Below are 25,110 nucleotides of genomic sequence, written 5' to 3'. Positions count from 1 at the left end.
AATGATGCAAACGTATCTGGCGATGAAGGTGCAGAACCGCAAGCGATTGAGATATGATCGTGCGCTCAATGACTATCTGCACCGCTCTCAACGACGCATACTCGACCAAACATTCTCGACCAAACCATGACCATTATCGATCCATCTGACCTGCAACGCCGCCTGGACCACATTGGATCAGCAATTGACCGCCTCACAGCTGCAATGGAGCGGCTGGCACCTGAGGCCAGGCAAGGCGCGGATGTCCACGACCCAGCAAACGGTGACGCCTTTATCTGGCAGGCAAAGAGTAATTGTTTTCAGAAGGTTGAGCGCGTTTCCCGGATTGATATCACCCTGCTTCAAGGGCTTGATCGCCAGCAACAGACCCTACTCGATAACACGCGGCGCTTTGCCCAGGGCCTACCCGCGAACAATGCCCTTCTTTGGGGGGCCCGCGGCATGGGTAAGAGCTCACTCGTTAAAGCGGCACATGCCAGCGTTAACGCAGAGCTGGGCGATAACACCCTAGTCTTAATAGAAATTCACCGGGAGGATCTCGCCACCCTTCCCGCACTACTTGAGCAAGTGCGGCAAGGCAATCGCCGCTGCTTAGTCTTCTGTGACGATCTCTCCTTTGATGAGTCTGAGAGCAGCTACAAATCCCTAAAGGCCATCCTAGAGGGTGGGATTGAGGGACGCCCGACAAACGCGGTGTTTTACGCAACCTCAAACCGGCGGCATCTGATGCCCCGCTCTATGATTGAGAATGAGGCAGCGACCGCCATCAACCCTGGGGAAGCCGTCGAGGAGAGTGTGTCGCTGTCCGACCGGTTTGGCCTGTGGATTGGTTTCCATAGCTGCGATCAATCCACCTATCTTGAGATGATCAATGGTTATGCCAGTCATTACGGACTGGAGGTTGCGCCAGAGGCCCTGCGCGCCCAGGCCTTGGAATGGTCCGTAACCCGTGGCGCCCGATCCGGTCGGGTTGCCTGGCAGTTCATTCAGGACTTAGCCGGACAGCTTGGCAAAACACTCGATTAATCAGCGCGTTAGTGAGCTGATTTCGCGCGGCAAATAGATCATTGGATCTAGGGCTTGCGAGCCTCTGCGGATCTCGAAATGCAGCTGTGGGCGATCGACTGAACCCGTTGAGCCAACGGTGCCAATCGTGGCGCCTTGTTCCACGCGTTCACCCCTGCCAATCAGCAGCCGGTCCAGATGGGCGTAAGCGGTCATCCAGCCATCCGCATGGCGGATCAGTAGAAGATTGCCGAAACCACGCAGCTCATTGCCCGCATAGGCCACAACTCCACGCTCAGCCGCCCGAACAGCAGTACCGGACGGTGCCGCGATATTGATGCCGTCGTTATGGCGTCCGCCTCCCTTGGGCCCAAAGCCAGAGATCATGCGCCCCGTTAAGGGCCAGGTGAACTTACCCGTTCTTGGCGGTAGTGCCGCAGTCTGGGCTGGTTGCGGTGGTGGCGCGGCCTGCCTTTGTGGTGCTGGCGCCGGTTGGGCAACCACTGGCGGCGGCGCGGGGGCTGGCGCTGGTGTCACCGCTACAACAGCTGGTGCGGCAGATGGCCGTGGGTCTGGCACGGGTATAGCAGGTGCAGCAATCACCGGCGCCGCCGCTGGCGGTGCAGGCGCCGTCACTACTCTTGACGGTGTAGCAGGTGCTGGACGCGTCACCGGAACGGCTGGGGCCGGCTGGGCAACAACGCTCGGCTGTGTTTGTGCCGCCTGATTGGCAATGGGTTTAGGGCCTGGCAATGGCGGCGGCACTTCACCTAAACGCTGAACAGAGCGCGTTGTCGGCGCCAAAACAGGCGCTGTCGGGGCCAAGCTCGGCGCCCCAGCGATTGCGTTGGACTGATTGGCCGCCGGTAATCGCAGCTGCTGACCGGGTCGAAGCTGATAAGGCGGTTGCATGGCGTTCAGCACCACTAGCTGGCTTTCTGAAACAGCAAAGGCGCCAGCCACACTGTAGACGGTATCACCACCCCGAACCGTGTAATCACGCGGCGGTGGAAGCCTTAATCGTGAGCCAACTGGCAACTCAAAGGGAGGCTGTAAGTTGTTGAATGTAATAATATCTGCCATGGGAAGACGATAGCGCTGGGAAATCCGATACACGGTATCCGTGGGACCAATATTGACCACCCCTGCCCCCGGGTTTTCGGTCAAACCAGCGCGTGAAACCGGTGCCGGTGCCTCGGCACGTTCAGTACAGCCAGCAAGTGCTAACAGGGCAACCGTCAGCACCATTGAGTGACGCAGTTTTATGCCCATTGACGATGCACCTGGGCGTCACTGTGATTGGTTGGCAGCGGGAGCAGCGGCACAAAACGTACGGGCCACAGCTGCTCACCCTCATAATCGGTCTCGGTTCGGCGCAGCTTGTATAGGAACTGGCTACCATCCGGGTCGGTAAGTGGCAGAATAAGAATGCCACCAACGGCAAGCTGGTCCAGCAACTCACGCGGTGGGTCAGATGCTGCCGCACAGGTCATGATAATCCGGTCAAACGGCGCCTGCTCTGGCCAGCCCAGGCCGCCATTACCGCATTGCGTGGTGATGTTGTAGAGCCGAAGCTCGTCAAACCGGCTCTCAGCCTCTGCTAAAAGCTCGCGATGCAGCTCAATTGAGTAAATGCGTCGACAAAGCCGGGCCAAAATCGCGGTCTGGTAGCCGGAACCAGTGCCGATCTCCAAAACCTTATGCCGATCATTCAGCTCAAGCTGCTGGGTCATATACCCCACCACACTTGGCTGGCTGATCGTCTGGCCTAGGCCAATTGGTAACGCCACATCGTCATAGGCCTGATCCAAGAACAAGGGCGGTAAGAAGACCTCACGTGGCACGCGCTCCAAGGCTGACAGCACACCGGTATCGGTAACACCAGCCCGGCGCAACCCCATGATCAAGCGTATTTTACGTGCTTCCTCAATCATTTACCGCCGAAACCTGCCTTCCCTACTCAGCCACCTGCGCGTGGGCGATATCCCCATCATCGAACCAACCCTGCATCTCAGACAAGGCCTGATAGTTGGTTAGGTCCAGATGGATTGGTGTGACCGTGACAAAGTTGTCGGCAATGGCTGACACGTCGGTATCCCGGGCAGGCTCTTCTGCATGGCTTCGGGCCGGACCGATCCAGGTATAAGACCGGCCGCGGGGATCCTTATGATGAATGATCTCATCACCAATCTTCCGCGTACCGTGGCGCAGCGCCTTAACGCCCCGAACCTCATGCGGCTCACAGGCTGGGAAATTGACATTAATCAGGGTGTCACGAGGCCAGTCGCGAGATAGCAGCTTGGCAATCACGGCCGGGCCATAGACCTCAGCCGTTTGCCAATTCGGCACCTCACCAGCCTCACGATCATAGACCAGGCTTAGCGCAACCGCCGGTATGCCCAGCAATGTGGCTTCCATCGCCGCCCCAATTGTCCCCGAATACGTCACATCGTCGCCAATGTTGGCGCCGTGATTAACGCCGCTCAACACCAGATCGGGTTTCCGCTCTGGCAGCAGGTCATTGATCGCCAAAAGGACACAATCCGTGGGGGTGCCATCGACGGTATAGACCTTCTCCCCCATCTCACGAATGCGCAGAGGGCGATGGAGGGTCATGGCATGACCAACACCGGAGGCTTCGCTTGCTGGCGCAAAGGTCCAAACATCATTGGCCAGCTGGCCCGCGATACGCGCCAGGCATGCAAGACCGGCCGCCTCGATCCCGTCATCATTGGTAATCAGAATGCGACGGTTGGGATCGGCGTATGACATCAATAAACCCTTTTACTTCAGTGGCTAGTCCGACTTGCCTAATGGCTCAATAACCTCAAGCCCGCCCATGTAAGGACGCAAGGCTTCCGGCACATTGATCGATCCATCGGCCTGCTGATGGTTTTCCATCACGCCGATCAGGGCACGGCCAACCGCGACACCAGACCCGTTCAAGGTATGTACATGACGGGTCCCCTTGCCTTCCTCAGGCCGGAACCGTGCCTTCATCCGCAGGGCTTGAAAGTCACCGCAGTTTGAGCAGCTGGAAATCTCACGATAGGCGTTCTGACCAGGCAGCCAGACCTCTAGATCGTAGGTTTTACGGGCCGCAAAGCCCAGATCACCGGTACAAAGCGTCACAACCCGATAGGGAAGCTCAAGCTTCTGTAACACTGCCTCGGCGCAGCCACGCATCCGCTCATGCTCGGCCTCGCTTTGATCTGGCGTTGTGATACTGACCAGCTCAACCTTGGTGAACTGGTGTTGGCGGATCATACCGCGCGTATCGCGGCCTGCTGCGCCAGCCTCTGAGCGGAAGCATGGGGTCAAAGCCGTGAACCGCAATGGCAGGTCAGCCTCATCAATGATCTTGTCGGCAACCAAATTGGTCAATGGCACTTCCGCTGTCGGGATCAGCCAATGATCGGTGTTGGTCTTAAACAGATCTTCCGCAAATTTCGGGAGCTGCCCCGTACCAAACACGGCCTCAGAGCGGACCAGATATGGCGGTGCGGTTTCCTGATACCCATGCTCCATGCTGTGTAGATCCAGCATGAACTGGCCTAAGGCACGCTCAAGCCGGGCAATCTGACCGCGCAGGAGGACAAAGCGGGAGCCTGAGAGTGCTGCGGCAGCGCCAAAATCAATCTGGCCAAGCCCCTCACCCAAATCCACGTGATCCTTCAATGAGTTTTCACGGCGAGGCTCACCCACACGGGCAATCTCGGCATTCTCACTTTCATCCGCGCCGCTTGGCACGTCATCGGCCGGGAGGTTTGGGAGTTCTTGCAGGATGATGTCGAGACGGGCGCCAGTGGCAGCCTCTTCATCGGTCAGCCGGGCCATATCATCCTTCAGCGCGGCGACAGCGGCCATCTCGTCAGCCGCATCCTCACCACGACGTTTGGCCTCGCCAATCGCCTTAGACGCCTCATTACGCTTCTGCTGGGATTCCTGCAGCTCGGTCTGAAGAGAGCGGCGCTCAGCATCCAGTTCCAAAATCTTAGCGCTAATGGGGTCAAGGCCGCGACGGGCCAAGGCGGCATCAACCGCCGCTGGTTCCTCGCGGATGCGTTTTAGGTCCAACATCGTTCATATACCGTGGTGTTCCGGGTCGGCGGTTCCGACCCTGGGCGGCCAAGGTTATAGGCGCCCGGGCAAGCTTGTGCCAGCGGTTAAGCGGCTGCCTTGGCTTGATTGCGTTCAAACATCGCGGCGATCCAGATCGACACCTCGTACAAGAGGATAATTGGAACGGCCAAGCCGACCTGGCTCAACGGGTCTGGCGGGGTCAGAACGGCCGCCGCAATGAAAGCAAAAACAATGGCATAGCGGCGTTTGCTCTTCAACCAGGCACAGTCAATAATCCCAACCCGGGCGAGCAAAGTCAGCAATACCGGCAGCTGAAACGCGAGGCCGAAAGCGAAGATTAATTGCATCACTAGGGAGAGGTACTCATTCACCTTGGGCTCAAGCTCGATGGCCAACTGACCATCGGTGCCCAGCTGCTCAAACCCGGCAAAGAACTGCCATGCGACCGGCATTACCCCGTAATAGACACTGGCGGCCCCAGCGGTGAACAACACAGGCGTCGCCAGCAGAAACGGCAGAAAAGCGGCCTTCTCGTTCTTGTAGAGACCGGGCGCGATGAACATCCAGATCTGGCTGGCAATCACGGGGAAGGCAACACAAGCAGCGGCGAAGAATGCCACCTTGATCTCGGTGAAGAACTTCTCATGCAGCGCGGTGAAAATCAGGCGACGATTGGGCTGATCGGCCCAGATATCGGCCAAGGGTGCGACCAAGAAATTGAAGATTTCACTGGCGAAAAAGAAGCAGCCGAAGAAGCAAACGACCAAGGCAATCACGGAATAGAGCAAGCGCTGCCGTAACTCGGTCAGGTGATCGAGTAAGGACATCTTATCGCCCAGCTCTGTCTCTCGATCCTCGCCGTCCACACCTGACATGGTGTCAGCATGCAAATCGGCCGGCCCGATGCTGTTCTCATCCTGATCAGTGATGGAGGCTTGGCTGTTCATGGATCAATCAGTGCAATCAAACGGGGCGATCAGCCGGCCTTGGCGGTGTCTGTGGTCGGCTCGACCGAGCTTGCCTCAGCTTGTTGAGGTCCAGTATCGCTGGTTGGTTCTGACGAGGTCTCAGGCGATGTTTCAGGCGCTGGTGGCTGATACTCGCTGGCGGCTTTATTGGCCGCTTCAGCAGCTGCTTTTCGGTCATCGGCGGCCTTTGCAGGATCAGAGTCTTCCAGTGCCCAGTAATCCTTATCTGGATCGGGGCTCATCATCTCATTCATCCGTGCATTAACATCAAGATCATCCTTTACCGTGTTGAATTCCTTCTTAATTTCGGCCAACTCGGTATCGCGAACCATGTCATCAAGGCTGGATTGAAACTCTCGCGCCATGCCCCGCATCTTGGCGAGGGTCTTGCTGATCATGCGGAGGACTTTGGGCAGCTCTTTAGGCCCGACCACGATTAACGTGGCCAGCCCAACGATAAAAAGCTCGGACCATCCGAGATCAAACACGGGCTAGAACCTTGTTCCCAGCGTAGCGCCAAGCGCGCTTAGCTAACGGTCTCGTTCTCGCGCTTCGGCGCGGCCTGCTCGGCAGGCTTCTCAGCGGCCACCGGCTCTGCCGTACCATCAATGGTCTTCGGCTCGGGCTGTTTCTCGTCCTCTTCCTTCAGGCCGGATTTGAACGAACGAATGCCCTTGGCGAGATCACCCATAACCCGTGGAATTTTACCACCACCACCAAACAGCAGCAGAACCACGGCCAGCACGATCACCCAGTGCCAAATGCTAAAGGTACCCATTTAAAATCGCTCTTCTTTGTCTCTGTTGCGCCCAATATCCGCTGGAAAACCTGATCCCAAAAGCCAGGCCCGGGTTATTGGTTAGCGTCTCATGTTCTCTATTTGGGCCAGCACTGCCGTTATGTCGAGATTTTAGGCCGTCGACGTTATCAGTACTCGCGACCGGGACTATGGCAGACAATGGCTTATGGGCACAACGTGCTTTAGCCAAAACGCTTCATTTCTAGATGGTTAGACCGCTTTAGACAGCGGTGCTTCGGGTGTGATTGCTGGCTCAGCATCAACCATGCCCACATCCCCGGCACTTTCCGCCCGAACAACCCAAACAGCTTCCGCTTCAATACCAACACTGATCGGGGCGCCAAGCTCCAATGGGAACTGCGGATTAGCGGCGGCGGTCACCGTAATGGGATCCCTATCTCCGCTACCGGCTTTAGGGCCAATCGCAACGCTAATGACGAAATGGGTGCCCATGGGCTGCACTGATTGAATGTGGCCATCGAAAACGCTCGACCCGACCGGTGCTTGGCCCGGTGATGTCAGATGCACCTGATCTGGCCGAATAAGCGCCGTTGCGGCCCCATTGGGCGCGTCGGCGGTCGTCTTAAGTTCATGCCCCCATGGAAGGCTGGCGCTACCATTGGAGACGGTAACCGGGACGGTGTTCACACTGCCGAACAGCCGGGCAACAAAGGCATTTGCCGGGCGACGATAGATGGTTTGCGGCGGTGCCACCTGAACCAGTTTTCCCTGATCCATCACGGCAACGCGGTCACCGCTGGCTAAAGCTTCCTGCGGATCATGGGTGACGAGGACGGCGGTCGTACCAGTGCGCCGAATGATCGAGAGCACTTCCTGGCGAAGGCTGACCCGGGTTTGCGCATCCAAGCTGGAAAACGGCTCATCCAACAGCAGGTATTGCGGCTCTGGTGCCAGTGCCCGCGCCAAGGCGATCCGCTGCTGCTGTCCACCCGATAACTCATGCGGGTAGCGAGCAGCCATATCACCGAGGCCAACCAGATCGAGATAGATCCGCGCCTTCTCTTTCCGCTGACTGCGCGGGAGGCGGTGCAGGCCGAACATCACATTGCGAAGCACACTCAGATGCGGAAACAGTGCGTAATCCTGGAAAACCAGGCCAACACTGCGCCGTTCCGCCGGCAGGAAGGTTGAGCCATCAACCAACGCCTGCTGTCCGAGTAGCAAAGAGCCCTCAGAGGGGCGCAGAAGACCGGCCAAAAGGCGGAGCAAAGTTGTTTTACCGCAACCCGACGGGCCGACCAGGCTCAACACCTCCCCATCATTGATGGTCAGGTCGATGCCACGCACCACGTTGTGACGGCCATCATAGGCATACGCCAACCCATCAAGATGCAAAGGCTTCGTGCCCTCAACGTCTTGCCGTACAGAATTTGACTGAACGAGTGTGGTCATATGGGTCGGGTAGAACCGCTCTAAAGGCCCGCTGACTTGGTGTTTCCGCTTCCTGCGGGAGCCCACCTGTCAGTATGCAGTCACCCATAGTGGTCTGGTTGCGAATGCTAATCAATAACTGAATAGCCGCACCGCACCATATATGGCTCAAGCGGAGGCCTTGAGATCCTCATCATCGGGATCGATATCGCCCTCTAACTCGGCATCTTCATCCAGCTCTTCGCCGAGGTCTTCATCGAGGTCTCCCGCCTCAAAGTCGTCCTCTAGCGCGTCTTCGAGAGCGGCTAACTCGTCTTCTGAGGTCTCATCGTCCTCATCATCCTCGTCGTCCTCATCATCACCGGACATCGCCGCCAACAGACCGCCCTCGCCCAACTGGTCAGCCAAAGCTGCCACGGCAGGCCTTGCATCGAGGAGGCCAGCTGCCTTCAGCTCATCGAGGCCAGGAAGGTCATTGATATTGGCGAGATCAAAATGATCGAGAAACGCTGGGGTAGACACCCAGGTCACCGGGCGACCCGGCGTTTCACGGCGACGCCCCGGTTTAATCCATCCCTGCTCTAGCAAGGTATCCAAGGCACCACGTGATACGGCCACGCCGCGAATGGTCTCAATCTCGCCGCGCGTTACGGGCTGATGGTAGGCGATGATCGCTAGCGTCTCGATCGCCGCGCGGGTCAGCTTCTTTGGCTGCTCAACATGTTGGGTCAGCGCCGGTGCCAAATCGGCCGCTGTCCGGAAGGTCCAGGCATCACCACGACGTTCAAGCGAGATACCCCGCCCGTTATAAAGCGTCTGCAAATCCTCAAGAATGGCCCCGAGGTCAGCGCCTTCAGGCAGCCGCTCGCGCAAAACAGTCATCGAGAGCGGTTCATCGGCTGCAAACAGCAGCGCCTCAACCAGACGGCGTTGCTCTGCCTGATCTAGCTTGGCGGCAATTTCTTCGGGCCCGCCCATATCACCGGCATCGCTGTTAGCCTCTGGCTCCAGCTCTGCATCGACCGCTTCTTCTTCAACGGGTTCGGCTACATCACTCATCGCTATCGCTCTTATTCTTGAGATGCGGTTTCTGCCGCCTGTTCATTGGTCCAGCGCAAATGGACCGGGGCAAATGGTGCCTCTTGCCGAATTTCGACATTGCCGTGCTTGGCCAACTCCAATGACGCCAGGAATGTCGAGGCAATGGCGGATCGACGGCTTAACCCACCGGTATTGGTTTCCGCCCCCAAGCTCGGCAATAGGCTTTGCAGCGTTACCCAACCAGGCGCTGCCCCCAGGGATTGCTTCAACCGGCTAAGGGCTTCCTCAACCGAGTAAAGCTTGGCCATCTTTGGCTTATAGACCTGATGCTGTTGGCGGCGCTGGATACCGCCATAGGCTGTCAGTAACTCGTGCAAGCTGAGGTCGTAACTCGCCGTGGTGACGATGTTCAGCCCCTCGGGTGCGCCGCGTGCCATACGGCCATAACCAAGGCGTGGCCGCTCATTAAGGGCTTGGGCCGCCTTCTGCATGGCTTCCAAACGCTTCAGCTGGAATGCCAGGGCCGCGGCCAGTTCCTCACCCGTTGGTTCCTCACCACCCTCCTCTTCCTCAGGTGGCAATAACAACCGGGATTTCAGGTAGGTCAGCCAGGCCGCCATGACGAGATAGTCAGCAGCCAGTTCGAGCCGTAGGGCTTGGGCTTCTTGAATAAAGTTTAGGTACTGGTCAGCCAGGGCGACCATCGACATCCGCGCGATATCGAGCTTCCGATCACGCGCCAGGGTCAGCATCAGATCGATGGGACCTTCGAACCCATCGAGGTCGAGCACCAGTTGCTCGCCCCGAGGGGCGGCACCACCAGGACCATCATTGGCCGGTGTTTCGGTTGGAATGTCAGCCTCGAAGGTGGCGCTCATGGGCGGTCAGTCTGGCCTTGCAGTGACTGGCGCCGCCCTTCAGATCATTCCTCAAGCTAAATGGGGTGATCAATAAGATGTCGGATCAGCGCCGGATGGTTGATTAGACAAGGCCAGCGTTGCGGGGGTCAACCAACGGCGATGGTGGGACATGAAGGTCTCGGCGTCCATTGGGGTAATGGCCGCCGCCGCCGTACGGGCCGCGACCTGCCAGCTGTCCCAACCACGCTTAGAAATTTCCCCAACGCGATCAGCAAGTTGCGTCCACATTTCAAGCTTTGGCGCACAAAAGAGAACGCTGTCACACCCTGCCTCAATCGCGGCAGAACCAAGCCCTGGAATGCTGCCGTTAGAAAAGCTGGTAAGCGCACCCATGCTCAAGTCATCGGCCATCAAATGGCCCTTAAACCCGATTTTTTCTCGAATCACTTCATTGATCAGCTTGGTCGAAATCGACACCGGAAGCTCGTCAACCTCTGGCAACAGCAGGTGCCCGGTCATGCCAAGGATCTGCTCGCGATAGAACAGGCTGGCCGAATTGAACGGCTTGAAATCCGTTGCCTCCAGCTCATCCAGGCTCGCCGAGATCACGGGCAACGCATGGTGGCTATCAACCGTTGCGCGTCCATGACCCGGCAAATGCTTGATCACGGGTACAATGCCAGCCTCACGGAACCCGCGGACAGCGTGCAATCCAACACCGCTAACCGCTTCCGGTTCATCGCTATAGCAGCGGTCACCAAGGACGACTGGATCACTATCCGGTGCAGGTACATCCAGAACCGGCGCACAGTTCACCGTTACATTCAGATTGCGTAGCACCTCGCCTGTCAGCCTTGCATGCCAATAGGCGGCCTCCTCAGGTGTTCCAATCCCGGCATCTGCGATCACGCCGAGCGAACCGGGGGCTGGAAACTTTGGCCAGGGCGGAGAGGCAAGGCGATTAACACGCCCACCTTCCTGATCAATCAGGATCGGCGGGTCATGCTTAACTGACGCCTTTAGCGCATTGCACAGGTCACGAACCTGTCTTGGTAACTGGCAATTTCGCTTGAAGAGTATGAAGCCAAACGGTTGTGTTTGCTCAATAATCCCATGTTCTTCATCGGTGAGCTGATGACCAGCCACACCGATAATCATCGCGCATGGGCGCGTCGTCATTTCTGCCTCTTGGCTCGCCATCGACGCCTCGTCAGTCACGCTTGATGAGGCAGTCGGTGCCGCGAGACTTCAACGTCTCACACAGGGCGCTCGCACCACCGCGATCCAAGACCCCGGCTTGCACCCGGTAGAAGACACCACGGTCGCCGAGATCAGCACGCTGAACCTTCAGATCGAGGTTGCCGAGCAGGTCGGTGTGGGCGCGTTGGTAGCGGCGCCATTCCCGAATGGCGGCATCCTGACTGCCGACGGAGGCAAGTTGAACCCGCCATCCCTCACCGGTTGGCGGTGCTGGCGGTGCCGCCGTGGCGGCTGCTGCCGTTGTTGTGGGTGCCGGTTCGGTTACCGGTGGTTGTGCTGGCCCAGGCGCAGAGGCGCGCTGGTTTACCACAGAGCCCCGGGTAATCCCCCGAGACACCGGTGCAGGCGCCCGTGCGGCTGGCGGCAACGTATTGATATTGGCGAGATCAGTGCTTGTCGTCGCGGTCGTTTCACGTGGCAGGCTAGCAACCTGACTTGGCCCAACGGCGCCCTGGGGCGGCCGTGGAATCAGGCCCGGGGTTGGTGGTGCCTCGGCGGCCTGCTCAGCCACATCTGGGGCGGAACGGATGGTGACAATATCGCGGTCGGGTGAGCGTATCTCGATTGTACCGTCGGCCTGCCGATCCACTTGCGCCGGGTTGACGGTAACCGCTGGCGCCTGACCGGCATTGCTCTCGGTCTGCAAGACGATCTCAACCTCGCCCTCGGGCGCGTTCACAACAGTTTGCGGCGCTACGCTGTTTTGGGAAACGCTGTTGCGATAGACCAGATTGCCCTGATCGTCGCTGTCACCCAAGGCGCCACCAAGCTGTAAGCCCTGTTGAACAGTGGCCAAGGGGATCTCTGGCGTGGCGATTGTTCCACGGCGGATCCGACGCGGCTCGCCGGGTGTCGCAACCTGGGGGGCAGCAATAAAGGAGTTTGCGATCTGCTGTGGGCTAGCACTGGCTGATGCCCGCTGTGGATGACGCACGGGTACCGGCACATATCGAGGGTCCCCGGCAGATACGGTAACGGCATCTGGTGTGGGCGCTGGTAAAGTTGCCTGAACAGCGGTCACCTGGGTAGCTTCTGCCAGCACTGCCGGCTGTGGTGCCGGCGCCAATTCAACCGGCTGGGTTTCGGGAGCTGGTGACACGGGTTCTGGGGTTGGTGCTGGCGTTGGCGCCGCGGCAAACAGGCTTTCGCCCTCACCGCCACTGGCAACTGTCGCTGCTGGTGCCTGTGTGGGCTGTGCAGTGGCAATAGGCTCGACAGGCTCAACCGGCTGGGTCAAAGCGGTCTGCGGCGCTTCCGCGGCTGGCATCAAGGTTGGATTAACCGGCTGTGGTTGGCCACTCAACCGGTCATAAAGCGCCATATCCTGAAATGGTATTTCCAAACCACCAGGCGATGCCGGGCGGATCTTAACTGGTGTGGTGTCTGCGGTGATGAGTGGCACGTCGCTGCCACCACCGCGGCCATAGCTGAACCAAACAACCGCACAGACGGCCAGGGTCGCGGCCGCAACACCAAACACCACGCGTGGCGATAGGATTGGCCCCTCACCACCTGACCCATCATCAAACGAGCCGCCATCGCCATCATCCTGCCCGTCAAGTTGGGCAAGCGCGGCCAGATCGCGATCCGAGATGTATTGAGCCATTACATTTCCTCTACCGGATTGACCCCCATCACCGCNAAACCGGAGCGGATGACCGCAGCGACACCGGACACGAGGGCCAAGCGAGCGCGCGACAAATCGGGGTTGTCCTCTACTAGAAAGCGTAGGGTGGCATCGTCTTTGCCCGCCGTCCACAAGCTGTGGAATGCCGCAGCCAAATCATAGAGGTAGAAGGCAACGCGATGCGGCTCCCGCGCCACGGCTGCCTGCTCAACCATACGTGGCCATGCTGCCAAATGCTTCAAAACCGCGATTTCGGCATCACTGTTGAGACCGGACAAATCGATTTTGGCCAACGATTCGGGTGTGATCTCCGCCGCATCGAAGGTTTCTGCCCCCATTCGAAGCACCGAATGACAACGCGCATGGGCGTAGTGAACATAGAAGACCGGGTTGTCCCGTGACTGCTCTTGGACCTTCGCATAGTCGAAGTCGAGCTGCTGATCGTGGCGGCGGGTCAACATGGCGAAGCGGACCACATCGGGGCCTAGAATCTCCAGAAGGTCCGCAAGGGTAACGAACGTTCCTGCCCGCTTCGACATCCGAACCGGTTGGCCGTTATCAAACATATGCACGATCTGGCAGAGGATAACGTCAAAGGTCACCGCATCATCGGTGATAGCCTTAATCGCCGCCTGCATCCGCTTGACGTAGCCACCGTGGTCAGCGCCCCAGACATCAATCTGCTGATCGCAACCACGCCGGTACTTGTCATAGTGATAGGCAATGTCAGCGGCGAAATAGGTCCAGCTGCCGTCAGACTTCTTCAAAGGCCGGTCAACATCGTCGCCAAAGGCCGTGGCCCGGAACAAGGTCTGTGGCCGTGGCTCCCAATCATCGGGCTTCTTGCCCTTCGGCGGCTCGAGCACGCCTTCATAGATATGTCCGGCGTCGGTCAACGCGTCGAACGCTCGTTCTACCGCGCCGTCTTGAACCAGCGCGCGCTCAGAGCTGAAGACTGATTGATCAACGCCTAGAACCTCCAGATCCCGCTTGATCTCAGCCATCAGCATGTCGATGGCGAAATCGCGCATCGCGGGCAGCCACTCGGCCTCGTCAGCCTCAAGCCACTTTTTGCCGTCGCGCTCAACCAGTGCGGCGCCAACTTCCTTCAGATACTCGCCGGGATACATGCCTGACGGGATTTCATCGATCACCTCACCACAGGCCTCGCGGTAGCGGAGGAAGGTTGAGCGACCAAGGATCTCAACCTGCTTGCCAGCATCATTGATGTAGTACTCGCGCGTAACCTCGGCGCCAGCCTTTGCCAGCAGTTTTGCCAGGGCATCACCAACAACCGCACCACGGGCATGGGCTGCATGCAGTGGGCCGGTTGGGTTCGCTGACACATACTCAACATTAATCCGCTGGCCGTTCAGCAGGTCGCTATCGCCAAAACCCTCACCTTGGGTCAGGACGGCGCGCAACTGATCGGCCCAGATAGTTGGGCTTAACCGCAAATTGACGAACCCGGGGCCCGCAAGCTCTGCCCCCTCAACGCTCGCCTGATCACTCATCCGTTCAGCGATGACGCCGGCGATATCGCGTGGGTTGCGTTTGGCCTGTTTGGCCAGAACCATGGCAGCATTGGTGGAAACATCACCATGGGTTGGGTCCCGTGGTGGCTCAACGGTTAGGCGGCCAAGTTCCAACCCCTCGGGCAGCACCCCCTCACTGGATAGGGTTTCCAGAACGCCTTTGAGTTGCGCCTCAATATCGCGAAAAATATTCGTCATAACAGTCAGTTATATGTTGTTTCGAAAGCTAAGATCGAACAGCCGCTCATACTCTCGCATGGCATATCGGTCGGTCATGCCGGCGATGTAGTCACAGATTGTTCGGGCCTTGCCCATATCCTCGTCCCCGCTGCTCTCTGCCGCCGCCCGAACCTTGTTCTGCCAATCGGTTGGCAGGGTTTCTGGCTCCGCAAAGAACAAATCGAAGAGCTGGCGGACAATCCGTCCCGCCTTCGAGGTCACGCGGTTGACCTTGTAATGGTGATACATCCGGCTTGCCAGGAATTCCCTCAAATCACGCTCATCCGCCAGCATCTGGTCACTAAACCGGATAATAGTTTCACCAGCATTGCGGACGTCGTCTGCGCTTTCGGGCTTTAGACGGCTCAGTGTCTCACGTGCTTGGGCCAGAACATCCTCAACCATCAGGGTGATCATCCGGCGCACCACCTCATGCACCAAACGGCTTTGCTCAAGCCCAGGATGCCGATCCAGCGTATCGCGCATGGTCTCCCCGACGATGGGGAGCTCCGCCACCTCATCGACTGAGAAGAAGCCAGCTCGCAGCCCGTCATCCAAATCATGGTTGTTATAGGCAATATCATCGGCCAAGGCGGCCACCTGCGCCTCCAATGAGGCATGGGAGGCCAGATCTAACGGGAAGGCCTTATCGAGTGCGGCGATGGTCGGCGGTACGGGCTTGCTACCCTCAGCGATCAAAGGCCCGTTGTGCTTCGCAACCCCTTCCAGCGTCTCCCAGGCCAGGTTTAGGCCGTCATAGTTGGCATAGCGCGCCTCTAACTGGGTCAGAACCCGGATCGCCTGATCATTGTGGTCAAACCCACCGTAATCAGCCATGGCCGCCGCCATGGCATCCTCACCCGCATGGCCAAATGGGGTGTGCCCCATATCGTGGGCCAGGGCGACAGCCTCGGTCAGATCCTCATCCAGGCTTAGCTGTCGACTAATTGACCGGGCAATCTGTGCCACCTCAAGGCTGTGGGTCAGCCGGGTCCGGTAGTAATCGCCCTCGTGATACACAAAGACTTGGGTTTTGTGCTTCAGCTTGCGGAATGCGCCAGCATGCACAATACGGTCGCGGTCACGCTGAAAGGGTGAGCGGGTTGGGCTTTCCGCCTCAGGCAGTACCCGTCCCCGGCTCGCCGTGGGATCACAGGCGTAATCCGCATGGGGGTAAAAGACCGGAACAAACGGGCTCGATTTTTTAGGGGCCGTATCGGGCATTGCGCAGGGTAGCCTCAAGGCAGCGGAAAAATGCGAAAATCGGCGTGGAGCCTACGCCGCCAGCCCTTTTGCGGCAAGGCTGACGCGGCCAATTGGCCAATCGGAAAAAACCGCGATATTTCGGTGACGAGTTTTTTTGACAGGCGATCCCTAGCAACCGATACTTTCACTAACCATTTCATAGGCTTCAACTGGCCAACCAGTGGACCCCTGTGAAACAGCAAGCAGGATCAGCGTTGAGGATTGAACATGTCTGACGTCGCAACAGAAACCGCCAGCACCAGCCCAGATTTAGCCGGCCGCAGTTTTGCCCTATCCGATAGCGCCGCTAAGCGCATCGCGAAGCTTCGTGACATTGAGGGTAAGCCGAGCCTGATGATGCGGGTCAGTGTCACCGGTGGTGGTTGCTCTGGTTTTCAGTACATCTTCGACTTTGATGAGACCATCAATGATGACGACCATGTCTTTGAAAATGGTGATGTTTCCGTGCTTGTCGATGATGTCTCACTCGACCTCGTAAACGGGGCAGAGTTGAACTTTAAAGAGGATTTGGTCGGCAGCTATTTTGAGGTGAATAACCCAAATGCCGATAGTGCCTGCGGTTGCGGCACCTCGTTCTCAATCAGCTAATCACGCATAAACCGCATTCGGCGGCCTTGCCCGCCCGATAGCTGGGGTCTAAGTCTTGCCGGTGTTTCCCCCGGTCCTTAAAGGCTGCCCCACCCCGTGACCATTATCGCTTCATGGAATGTGAATTCCGTCCGCGCCCGCCTCGATAACATCACCAGCTGGCTCAAAACCACTCAGCCTGACATCGCCCTGTTGCAAGAGATCAAGGTGCAAACCCCTGATTTTCCTAGGGAACCCTTTGAGGAGCTTGGCTACAACCTCGCCGTCCTCGGGCAGAAGTCTTACAACGGCGTGGCGATCCTCTCGAAATCACCAATCCATGATGTGCTCGAGGGCCTGCCCGGTGATGAGAGCGATGAACAGGCGCGCTACTTAGAGGCTGAGATTGATGGCCTCCGCCTGGCGACGATTTATCTGCCCAATGGCAACCCCCCGGGCGATATCGACAGCCCATCTGAGAAGTATCTGTATAAACTAGGTTGGATGGAGCGGCTAAAGCACCGCGCGCAAACACTTTTAGCGGATGAAACGCCATTTGTGCTCGGCGGTGACTATAACGTTATCCCGACGGCAAAAGATGCCGCCGATATCAGCGTCTGGCACAAAGATGCCCTGCATCTGCCCAAAACCCGGCAGGCATTTCATTCATTGCAAAATCTGGGCCTGACTGAGGCTTTCCGCGCCCTCAACAATGAGGCCGGGCAATACACCTTCTGGGATTACCAGGCGGGTGCCTGGCAACAGGATAAAGGCATCCGCATCGATCACTTCCTGCTATCCCCGGAAGCGGCGGATCGCCTATCACGCTGTTGGATTGATCGGGAGCCACGGGGCCAACAAAAAGCGTCAGACCACACGCCAATCCTGGTTGAGTTGAACGACTAACCAGCCACCCGGATACAATTAAGGCCCCAGCATAATACTGGGGCCTCAATCACTTAGCTATACTTACTTAGCTTAGATGTCAGCGTAGCAATGGGTTTCAGCATTGCCACCAGGATGGGTGACTGCGCCCTTCTCCGCACTACCGACTGTCTGGGCGTACTTCCAAATGGCGCCTGACTGATAATCAGTGGTCCGTGGCTTCCAGCTTTCCCGACGCTTGGCGAGTTCTTCATCGCTTAGATCAACCGACAGCTCGCCGGTCTCAGCGTTCAGGGTGATCATATCGCCATCTTTCAAGAGGCCGATAGGACCGCCAATGGCAGCCTCTGGCCCCACATGGCCAACACAGAAACCGCGTGTGGCACCAGAGAAGCGGCCATCGGTGATCAGCGCCACCTTGTCCCCTGCCCCTTGGCCATAAAGCGCGGCCGTGGTTGCCAGCATCTCCCGCATGCCTGGGCCGCCCTTTGGCCCCTCATAGCGGATGACCAGAACTTCGCCTTCCTCGTACTCACCGCGCTCAACGGCAGCGAAAGCATCTTCCTCACAGTCAAAGCAGCGGGCTGGGCCGGTGAACTTCAAGTTCTGCATGCCGGCAATCTTAACGATCGCCCCTTCTGGCGCGAGGTTACCTTTGAGGCCAACAACACCACCGGTGGTGGACAGCGGTGTCGCCACCCGGCGCACCACATCCTGATTATCCGGGAAGGTGATATCGGCCATGTTCTCGGCCAGGGTCTTACCGGTCACGGTCATGCAGTCGCCATGCAGGAAGCCCGCATCAAGCAGCTCGCGAATAACGATGGAAACACCGCCAACCTCATAGAGATCCTTCGCGACATAGCGGCCACCTGGCTTCAGATCCGCAATGTAAGGCGTCTTACGGAAGTGTTCCGCCACCTCATGCAGATCAAAATCAATCCCCGCCTCATGGGCGATTGCCGGCAGGTGGAGTGCCGCGTTGGTCGAACCGCCGGTTGCCGCCACAACCGCAGCCGCATTCTCAAGCGACTTACGGGTGACGATATCCCGTGGGCGGATGCCTGACTTGATGAGGTCCACAACCGCACGACCCGACGCCTCAGCATAGGCATCGCGGCTCTCATACGGTGCCGGGGCGCCCGATGAGTTTGGCAGGGCAAGGCCAATCGCTTCAGCGACGCAGGCCATGGTGTTGGCGGTGAATTGACCACCACAGGAGCCAGCCGATGGGCAGGCGACGCACTCAAGGGCGCGCAGCTCATCATCGCTCATATTGTTGGCGGAGTGCTGGCCAACGGCCTCGAACACGTCCTGAACCGTCACGTCTTTGCCCTTATGGCGGCCTGGAAGGATCGAACCGCCATAAAGGAACACACTCGGCACATTCAGGCGCACCATGGCCATCATCATACCCGGCAGTGACTTATCACAGCCGGCCAGGCCGACCATGGCATCGTAAGAGTGACCACGCATGGTCAGCTCGACGGAGTCCACAATCACATCACGGGAGACCAGTGACGCCTTCATTCCGGCATGGCCCATGGCGATACCGTCGGTCACGGTGATCGTGCAGAACTCGCGCGGCGTTGCGTGGGCTGCCTTAACGCCCAGCTTTACTGCCTGTGCTTGCCGTGACAGGGCAATGTTACAGGGTGCCGCCTCATTCCAACAGGTCGCGACACCGATGAAAGGTTGGCGGATCTCTTCATCCGTCATGCCCATGGCGTAATAGTAAGAGCGATGTGGTGCCCGCTCTGGCCCAACGGAGACATGGCGGCTTGGCAGATTAGACTTGTCCCATGATGGCTTTTCGCCGTGCTTATCGTCTAGCGGCATGGTTCAGAAACCCTTCCCTAAGATCTGAATTTACTAGGTTATTTGGCCTGGTCCTGCTCGGACTCTAGCTCTTCCTCGGTCATCTGCGCGTGATCGATGGCGCGGCGAAACTGCAGCGGTTCCTCCATCACGGGCAGGACAATCTCGCCAATACCGGTGCCGCGCACAACCACAATCCCATAACCGAGGATGCGTCCCCAGAAACTCTGGAAGACATTACAGCCCTCAATACGGTCGATATTCACCTCATCGGTACGACGAGCGACGAGGCCGCGCTTAAAGATCAGGCGGCGGTTGGTCACCACCATCTCTGTCGCGCGCTTCCGCAACATCATGACCAGGAAGTTCAGGAAGCCATAAAGTGTCAGCACGACAAAGAGGCCGCCGGCAACATACTTCGCCTCCATGCTGGCCGGGATGTACTGGCCAATCAGCGGCGGCAGATAAAAGAGACCCGCAAGCCCCGCCAGCGCCGGTAGCAGCAGATAGCTGTAGGCGGTGAAATCATAGATCCAATGGAACTTGCCCATATGGACCAGCTCTTCACCGGAGAACAGGGTCTCCTGCAGATAACTCATGGGGCCTGAATTGCTCATCTGGCTGCCTTATCAATTGGTTATTGGTTGTTACAGCCTTGAAAGGGCCTGTTTGATTTTATCCTGAACCTCAACGGCCGCCGCCCGGCGCCCCCGTTGCTCTTCGATAACGTCTTCCGGTGCTTTAGACAGGAACTGCTCGTTCCCCAGCTTCTTATCGATCTTACCGATCTCGCTGGTCACCTTATCCAATTCCTTGGCGAGGCGTTGGCGTTCGGCGGCCAGATCAATCACATCAGCAAGTGGCAGGGCGATGGTCAGACCACCGATCACCGCCTGGGCCACACCATCTGGGATTGGACCATCAGTGACATCGATATTATCCAATCGGGCCAAACGCTTAATCAATGTTTCTTGCCGCTCAAGCCGAGCCTTTGTTTCAGCATCGGCACCGATAGCCAGCCCCTTCAGCCAGGCACCTGGTGGGACATTCAAGTCCGAACGGGCACTGCGGATCGCGGAGATGACTGAGATGGTCCATTCCAGTTCAGCGATCGCATCTTGGTCGCCTTGCCCGGCTTCGAATTCCGGCCATTCACTAACGATCAAGCGTTGCTTGTCATCCAGGCGCACATGCTCAAACAGTTCCTCGGTCAGGAACGGCATCATTGGGTGTAGAAGATGCAAGCCACGGTCGAGGACATAGGCCGCTGTTGCCCGAACTTCCGCCTTCTCGGCGTCATCACCTTCTTGCAGCACCGGCTTGGTAAACTCGAGATACCAATCGCAGAACGTGCCCCATAGGAACTGGTAGATGGCCGCTGCGGCCTCATCAAATCGGAAGTTATCGAGTGCTTGCGAGACGGTTGCGCCAGTTTCTGCAACCTGACCAACAATCCAGCGATTAACCGGTAGGTTCAGGTTTTCAGGATTAAAATCAGGCACTTGGCGACATTCGTTTATCAAGCAGAAGCGCACTGCATTCCAGAGCTTGGTAGCGAAGTTGCGGTATCCCTGAACCCGCTGCTCAGACAGTTTGATGTCCCGGCCCGGTGCCGCCATCGATGTCAGGGTGAAGCGAAGGCCGTCAGCGCCATAGCTGTCGATCAACTCCAACGGGTCGATGATGTTCCCCTTGGACTTTGACATCTTCTGGCCCTTCTCATCCCGGACCAGGGCATGGATATAGACCGTTTTGAACGGCACCTCCCCCATGAAGTGGAGGCCCATCATCATCATTCGGGCAACCCAGAAGAAGATGATGTCAAACCCGGTGACCAGCACATCGCCGGGATAGTACTTACCCAGCTCTGGGGTCTTCTCCGGCCAACCGATGGTCGAAAACGGCCAAAGCGCCGAGGAAAACCAAGTGTCGAGCACATCCGGATCGCGGGTCAATGCGGTTGCCTCGCCAAAATGCTTCTCAGCGACCGCGAGCGCTAGTTCCTCTGTTTCCTCAACGAAAACAGTGCCATCCTCGGCATACCAGGCGGGGATTTGATGCCCCCACCAAAGCTGACGTGAGATACACCAGGGCTGAATGTTGCGCATCCAGTCGTAATAGGTGTTCTCCCAATTCTTTGGCACAAACTCGGTTTTGCCCTGCTCAACCGCCTTGATCGCCGGCTGGGCCAATGCCTTGGCATCGCAATACCATTGATCAGTTAGCCAAGGCTCAATCACAACGCCGGATCGGTCACCATGGGGCACGGTATGTTGGTGCGGCTCGATCTTGTCTAAAAGGCCGAGTTCTTCAAGATCGGCAACGACCTGCTTACGGGCCTCATACCGATCCATGCCGCGGTACTTCTCAGGCACCTCATCATTCAGCTTGGCGTCTTGATCAAAGATGTTGATCATCTCAAGCGAGTGGCGACGCCCAACCTCGAAATCGTTGAAGTCATGGGCGGGCGTGATCTTTACCGCGCCACTGCCGGTTTCCGGATCGGCGTAATCATCACCGACAATCTCAATCAGCCTGCCAACCAGTGGCAGCTCAACCTTCTTGCCGATCAGGTCTTTGTAGCGCTCATCCTCGGGGTTCACCGCAACGGCGGTATCACCAAGCATGGTTTCTGGCCGGGTGGTCGCAACAATCAGGAAGCGGGATTTGTCCTCAGCAAGTGGATATTTGAAATGCCAGAGATTGCCGTTGATATCCTTCTGCTCAACCTCAAGATCAGAGATCGCGGTGTGCAACTTCGGATCCCAGTTCACCAGGCGCTTATCTTTGTAGATCAGCCCCTCTTTATAGAGCTGGACGAACACTTCCCGCACGGCGACGGACAGGCCTTCATCCATGGTGAAGCGTTCACGCGGCCAATCTGGTGAGGCACCAAGGCGCCGAAGCTGACCGGTAATGGTATTGCCGGACTCTTCCTTCCACTCCCAAACCCGGTCGATGAATGCCTCACGGCCGAGGTCATGGCGGGTTTGGCCCTGCTCACCCAACTGTCGCTCAACAACCATTTGGGTTGCGATACCGGCATGGTCAGTACCTGGCTGCCACAGGGCATCGCGGCCCTGCATCCGGCGGTACCGGGTCAGGACATCCTGAAGCGTCATGTTCAGGGCGTGCCCCATATGCAAACTGCCGGTGACATTCGGCGGTGGCATCATGACCGTATGTGGTACCGCGTTGCTAGTCGGGTCGGCGGCAAACCGACCGGCCGCCTCATCCTGGGCGTAATGCTTCTGCTCAACAGCTGCGGGTTCGAAAGTCTTATCCAACATGGGTCTGATACTTGGTCTGTCTTGGGTTCAAGTGTCTGATTTTTATCGGTTTCAAAAGCTGAAGCGGCGCCTGCTAACGCCTAAAGCCTTTGAGATGCGCGACTTTACCTGATGTCGCTCAATTTGAAAGGGTCCTCTCTCAACCCGCCAAAAGAAAACGGCCCGGGTTACCGGGCCGTCGTCTCAATTCGTCAAATGGATGCGCCGTCCCTACAGATCGTGGGCCTTGCGTACAATCCGCTCGATTTCGTTCTGCACCTGACGCTCCACAATGCGCGGCAGGTTTTCATCCAGCCAAGCCTGCAGCATCGGACGCATCAGCTCGCGAGCCATTTCCTCAACAGTAATGCTACCGCCAAGCTGGCCACGCTCCTGCGCAATGATTGCCAAGCGGGCAAAGTATTCACTGGTCGACATCGCCGGTTGGTCGGAGACGATGGTCTGCGACTGCATGGGCGGGCGATTAAGATCGATATAGGGGTCGCCAGCTGGTTTCGGCGCCTCTTCAACCACATTCGTCAGCTCGAGCACATCCTCCTGCGGCGCCGACGGGGTCGGCGGCGGTGGTGGAGGTGGCGGCGGAGGCGGCGGTGGCGGTTCTGGCGCTGGCTCCGGCTCGGGTTCTACCTCTGGTGCGGAGTCCACTTCCGGCGCCGGCTCTGGATCTGGTTCAGGCGGCGGTGGCGGTGGTGGGGGCGCGGCGGCCTCCATCTCAGCATCGTCTTGTGGCGCTGCCTCAGCATCGCCACCTTCCTCACCGGGTTGATCGTCTTCAGAGATAATCCGGCGGATCGACGCAAGAATCTCCTCCATGGAGGGTTCTTGTTGGGAGTCTGCTTCCTGGTCGCTCATGGCTTCTGCAAAAGTCCCTTAAATAATTCCATTCGTCCAACAACCATAAGCCAGGGACAGTGGTTTGCCTGATGCCAACCCTAGCAGTTTATCCCGTGTCAAAATCACCCGACCAAAGTTAGTCAAGTGACGTGCCGATACCCCAAATCTTATCCTCAACCCGCTCATAATGTTCGGTCGGATCATAGATATTTGCGTCGATTTCTAACGCTTGTGGCGTCAAAGAACCGATCGCAGCCAACAATTGGAAGCTAGCCACAGCCTCGTCTCGAACGGCTGTAACCAAGCTAACCTGCGCGTCTAAGAGCTCTTGCTCGGCATCCAGAACGTCCAAAGTCGTCCGTGAACCGACTAATGCTTCTTGTCGAACACCCTCAAGAGCAATCTCTGCTGAATCGACCTCAGAGTTCCGAGAAACGATTTGTGCACGGCTCGATTCTAGTGCTTCCCACGCCGCAATCGTCGTGTCGGTAACGTTCCGAACCGCCTCATCGACCAAACGACGGGCACGAGCAGCGGTTTGTTTCGCCTCACGAACCTGGGAGCTTGCAACACCAGATTGATAGAGTGGAATGCGAACCGCCGCGGTCAGCGCAACACTATCAGTGCTGTCAGTAAACAGGCTGGGCTCTTCCGTGGTCTGGGCCGTTGCATCCAACGTGATGGTCGGCAGCAGGTCGCCAAACTCAATATCAATACCGTCGCGCGCCGCAGCTTCTGAGAATTCAGCGGCCAAAACGGTTGGGTTCGCATCAAGGGCGAGGTTAACCGCCTCTTCCATAGCTGATGGCAGTGGCAGGTTCAGATCTGGTTGAGACAGGATCTCAGGCATCTGACCAACAACGCGCGCAAACTCAGAGCGGCTGATGTTCAAGTTACCTTCAGCGGCAATCCGGTCCGAAACAGCGCGCGCCAGACGAGATTCTGACTGGCTAACATCGGTGCGGGTCACCTCACCCACGTCAAAACGGTCGCGAGAGGCCTGAAGCTGACGCTCCAGAACGCCTTCGTTGTTCTTGTTCAGCTCAACAACCGCCTGATCGAGCACAACGTCAAAGTAAGCAGTTGCCGCGGCAAGCAGGACATCCTGTTCGGTGTCGAACAAGCTGCCACGTTGGGCAAAAACAGTGTTCTTAGCTTGGCTGATCTCAGCGACAGTACGGCCGCCACGATAAACATTCTGGCTCAAGCTCAGTGATGCAGCCAACGGGTTGATGGTGCCATCAGAGCGGGTACCGGTGTCCTGCTCAATATCCTCAACCCCTGCGGAGAGGTCACCGATCAAGCTTGGCAGATAGCCGCCACGTGCCTGTGGCACCAATTCGTCGACACTACGTAGGTCAGCACGCGCCGCATCGATGGTTGGGTTTGTTTCATAAGCCAGGCGCAGCGCTTCGTCGAAGCTTTGAGCCTGTGCAGGTGCGCCGAGGCCAGCCGCCACAAGGAGGGCAGAACCGGCAGCCGCGCTCAACAGCATATGCCGGAGCTTTGCACCATGATTTTGTGATGTAACGGACATCTTCTCAGAACCTTTCGGGTCGATCGTCAAACTGGTTGTTTGGTTGATTAAGTCGGCCCGTACACAAAACAGCCATGCCGGTTAACGCCTCGAAGGTCAAATCGAACAGCAGGCCAACCTGTGT

The 25,110-nt window shown here is 57.7% G+C and carries 22 protein-coding genes; 3 read left to right on the top strand and 19 right to left on the bottom strand.

Annotated elements, in window-relative coordinates; translation table 11 throughout:
- Positions 1-126 precede the first annotated feature (126 nt).
- Complete coding sequence (locus KI792_05695; protein ID MBV6632512.1) at positions 127-1,026, top strand: ATP-binding protein; 900 nt, start codon at positions 127-129, stop codon at positions 1,024-1,026.
- Here KI792_05695 and KI792_05690 read toward each other — a convergent pair whose 3' ends face one another.
- The 14 genes from KI792_05690 to KI792_05625 all read right to left on the bottom strand — a co-directional run bounded on the left by KI792_05690 (position 1,027) and on the right by KI792_05625 (position 16,013).
- Positions 1,027-2,277: a LysM peptidoglycan-binding domain-containing M23 family metallopeptidase gene (locus KI792_05690; GenBank protein MBV6632511.1), complete on the bottom strand. Its 1,251-nt coding sequence runs from the start codon at positions 2,275-2,277 to the stop codon at positions 1,027-1,029.
- Positions 2,268-2,939, bottom strand: a complete 672-nt coding sequence (locus KI792_05685; GenBank protein MBV6632510.1) for a protein-L-isoaspartate(D-aspartate) O-methyltransferase — start codon at positions 2,937-2,939, stop codon at positions 2,268-2,270. Before KI792_05685 ends, KI792_05690 begins: the two co-directional genes overlap by 10 nt.
- Positions 2,940-2,961: 22 nt before the next feature.
- The gene (gene surE, locus KI792_05680; GenBank protein MBV6632509.1) at positions 2,962-3,777 is read right to left on the bottom strand and encodes a 5'/3'-nucleotidase SurE; all 816 of its coding nucleotides are present in this window, start codon (positions 3,775-3,777) and stop codon (positions 2,962-2,964) included.
- A 24-nt stretch (positions 3,778-3,801) separates the two neighbouring features.
- Positions 3,802-5,085: a serine--tRNA ligase gene (gene serS / locus KI792_05675; protein MBV6632508.1), complete on the bottom strand. Its 1,284-nt coding sequence runs from the start codon at positions 5,083-5,085 to the stop codon at positions 3,802-3,804.
- Positions 5,086-5,171: 86 nt separating this feature from the next.
- The gene (gene tatC / locus KI792_05670; GenBank protein MBV6632507.1) at positions 5,172-5,963 is read right to left on the bottom strand and encodes a twin-arginine translocase subunit TatC; all 792 of its coding nucleotides are present in this window, start codon (positions 5,961-5,963) and stop codon (positions 5,172-5,174) included.
- 101 nt (positions 5,964-6,064) lie between these two features.
- Positions 6,065-6,544 (bottom strand): Sec-independent protein translocase protein TatB, encoded by a 480-nt coding sequence (gene tatB / locus KI792_05665; protein ID MBV6632506.1) that lies wholly within the window; start codon positions 6,542-6,544, stop codon positions 6,065-6,067.
- 38 nt (positions 6,545-6,582) lie between these two features.
- On the bottom strand, positions 6,583-6,834 hold the full coding sequence (locus tag KI792_05660; protein ID MBV6632505.1) for a twin-arginine translocase TatA/TatE family subunit: 252 nt from the start codon (positions 6,832-6,834) through the stop codon (positions 6,583-6,585).
- A 231-nt stretch (positions 6,835-7,065) separates the two neighbouring features.
- Entirely contained in the window at positions 7,066-8,268 is a 1,203-nt protein-coding gene (locus KI792_05655) for an ABC transporter ATP-binding protein (protein ID MBV6632504.1), read from the bottom strand.
- A gap of 147 nt (positions 8,269-8,415) precedes the next feature.
- Positions 8,416-9,225 carry an SMC-Scp complex subunit ScpB gene (locus tag KI792_05650; GenBank protein ID MBV6632503.1) on the bottom strand — a complete coding sequence of 270 codons (810 nt, stop codon included), beginning with the start codon at positions 9,223-9,225 and terminating at the stop codon, positions 8,416-8,418.
- Positions 9,226-9,317: 92 nt separating this feature from the next.
- A complete protein-coding gene (locus KI792_05645) occupies positions 9,318-10,166 on the bottom strand; it encodes a segregation/condensation protein A (GenBank protein ID MBV6632502.1) in 849 nt (282 codons plus the stop codon).
- Between the two features lie 69 nt (positions 10,167-10,235).
- Positions 10,236-11,327, bottom strand: a complete 1,092-nt coding sequence (locus tag KI792_05640; GenBank protein ID MBV6632501.1) for a glycoside hydrolase family 3 protein — start codon at positions 11,325-11,327, stop codon at positions 10,236-10,238.
- A gap of 31 nt (positions 11,328-11,358) precedes the next feature.
- Positions 11,359-13,014 (bottom strand): SPOR domain-containing protein, encoded by a 1,656-nt coding sequence (locus KI792_05635; protein ID MBV6632500.1) that lies wholly within the window; start codon positions 13,012-13,014, stop codon positions 11,359-11,361.
- Complete coding sequence (locus KI792_05630) at positions 13,014-14,768, bottom strand: arginine--tRNA ligase (protein MBV6632499.1); 1,755 nt, start codon at positions 14,766-14,768, stop codon at positions 13,014-13,016. Before KI792_05630 ends, KI792_05635 begins: the two co-directional genes overlap by 1 nt.
- Before the next feature lie 9 nt (positions 14,769-14,777).
- Positions 14,778-16,013 carry a deoxyguanosinetriphosphate triphosphohydrolase gene (locus KI792_05625; protein ID MBV6632498.1) on the bottom strand — a complete coding sequence of 412 codons (1,236 nt, stop codon included), beginning with the start codon at positions 16,011-16,013 and terminating at the stop codon, positions 14,778-14,780.
- Positions 16,014-16,262: 249 nt separating this feature from the next.
- Here KI792_05625 and erpA point away from each other — a divergent pair, with 249 nt between their 5' ends.
- Positions 16,263-16,643, top strand: coding sequence for an iron-sulfur cluster insertion protein ErpA (gene erpA / locus KI792_05620; GenBank protein MBV6632497.1), 381 nt, complete (start codon positions 16,263-16,265; stop codon positions 16,641-16,643).
- Positions 16,644-16,739: 96 nt separating this feature from the next.
- Positions 16,740-17,528: an exodeoxyribonuclease III gene (xth, locus tag KI792_05615; GenBank protein MBV6632496.1), complete on the top strand. Its 789-nt coding sequence runs from the start codon at positions 16,740-16,742 to the stop codon at positions 17,526-17,528.
- Between the two features lie 72 nt (positions 17,529-17,600).
- Here xth and ilvD read toward each other — a convergent pair whose 3' ends face one another.
- From ilvD to KI792_05590, 5 genes are all read right to left on the bottom strand, one after another.
- On the bottom strand, positions 17,601-19,346 hold the full coding sequence (gene ilvD, locus KI792_05610) for a dihydroxy-acid dehydratase (GenBank protein ID MBV6632495.1): 1,746 nt from the start codon (positions 19,344-19,346) through the stop codon (positions 17,601-17,603).
- A 38-nt stretch (positions 19,347-19,384) separates the two neighbouring features.
- Entirely contained in the window at positions 19,385-19,924 is a 540-nt protein-coding gene (locus tag KI792_05605) for a PH domain-containing protein (protein MBV6632494.1), read from the bottom strand.
- A gap of 48 nt (positions 19,925-19,972) precedes the next feature.
- Positions 19,973-22,615: a valine--tRNA ligase gene (locus KI792_05600; protein ID MBV6632493.1), complete on the bottom strand. Its 2,643-nt coding sequence runs from the start codon at positions 22,613-22,615 to the stop codon at positions 19,973-19,975.
- Positions 22,616-22,825: 210 nt separating this feature from the next.
- Positions 22,826-23,467 carry a DUF2497 domain-containing protein gene (locus KI792_05595; protein MBV6632492.1) on the bottom strand — a complete coding sequence of 214 codons (642 nt, stop codon included), beginning with the start codon at positions 23,465-23,467 and terminating at the stop codon, positions 22,826-22,828.
- 118 nt (positions 23,468-23,585) lie between these two features.
- On the bottom strand, positions 23,586-24,986 hold the full coding sequence (locus tag KI792_05590) for a TolC family outer membrane protein (protein ID MBV6632491.1): 1,401 nt from the start codon (positions 24,984-24,986) through the stop codon (positions 23,586-23,588).
- Positions 24,987-25,110 lie beyond the last annotated feature (124 nt).

This window comes from Alphaproteobacteria bacterium SS10, from assembly GCA_019192455.1.
Classification (GTDB): domain Bacteria; phylum Pseudomonadota; class Alphaproteobacteria; order TMED2; family TMED2; genus TMED2.
The sequence above is the reverse complement of the archived record's forward strand: the minus strand, read 5'-3'. Positions and strand labels throughout refer to the sequence as shown.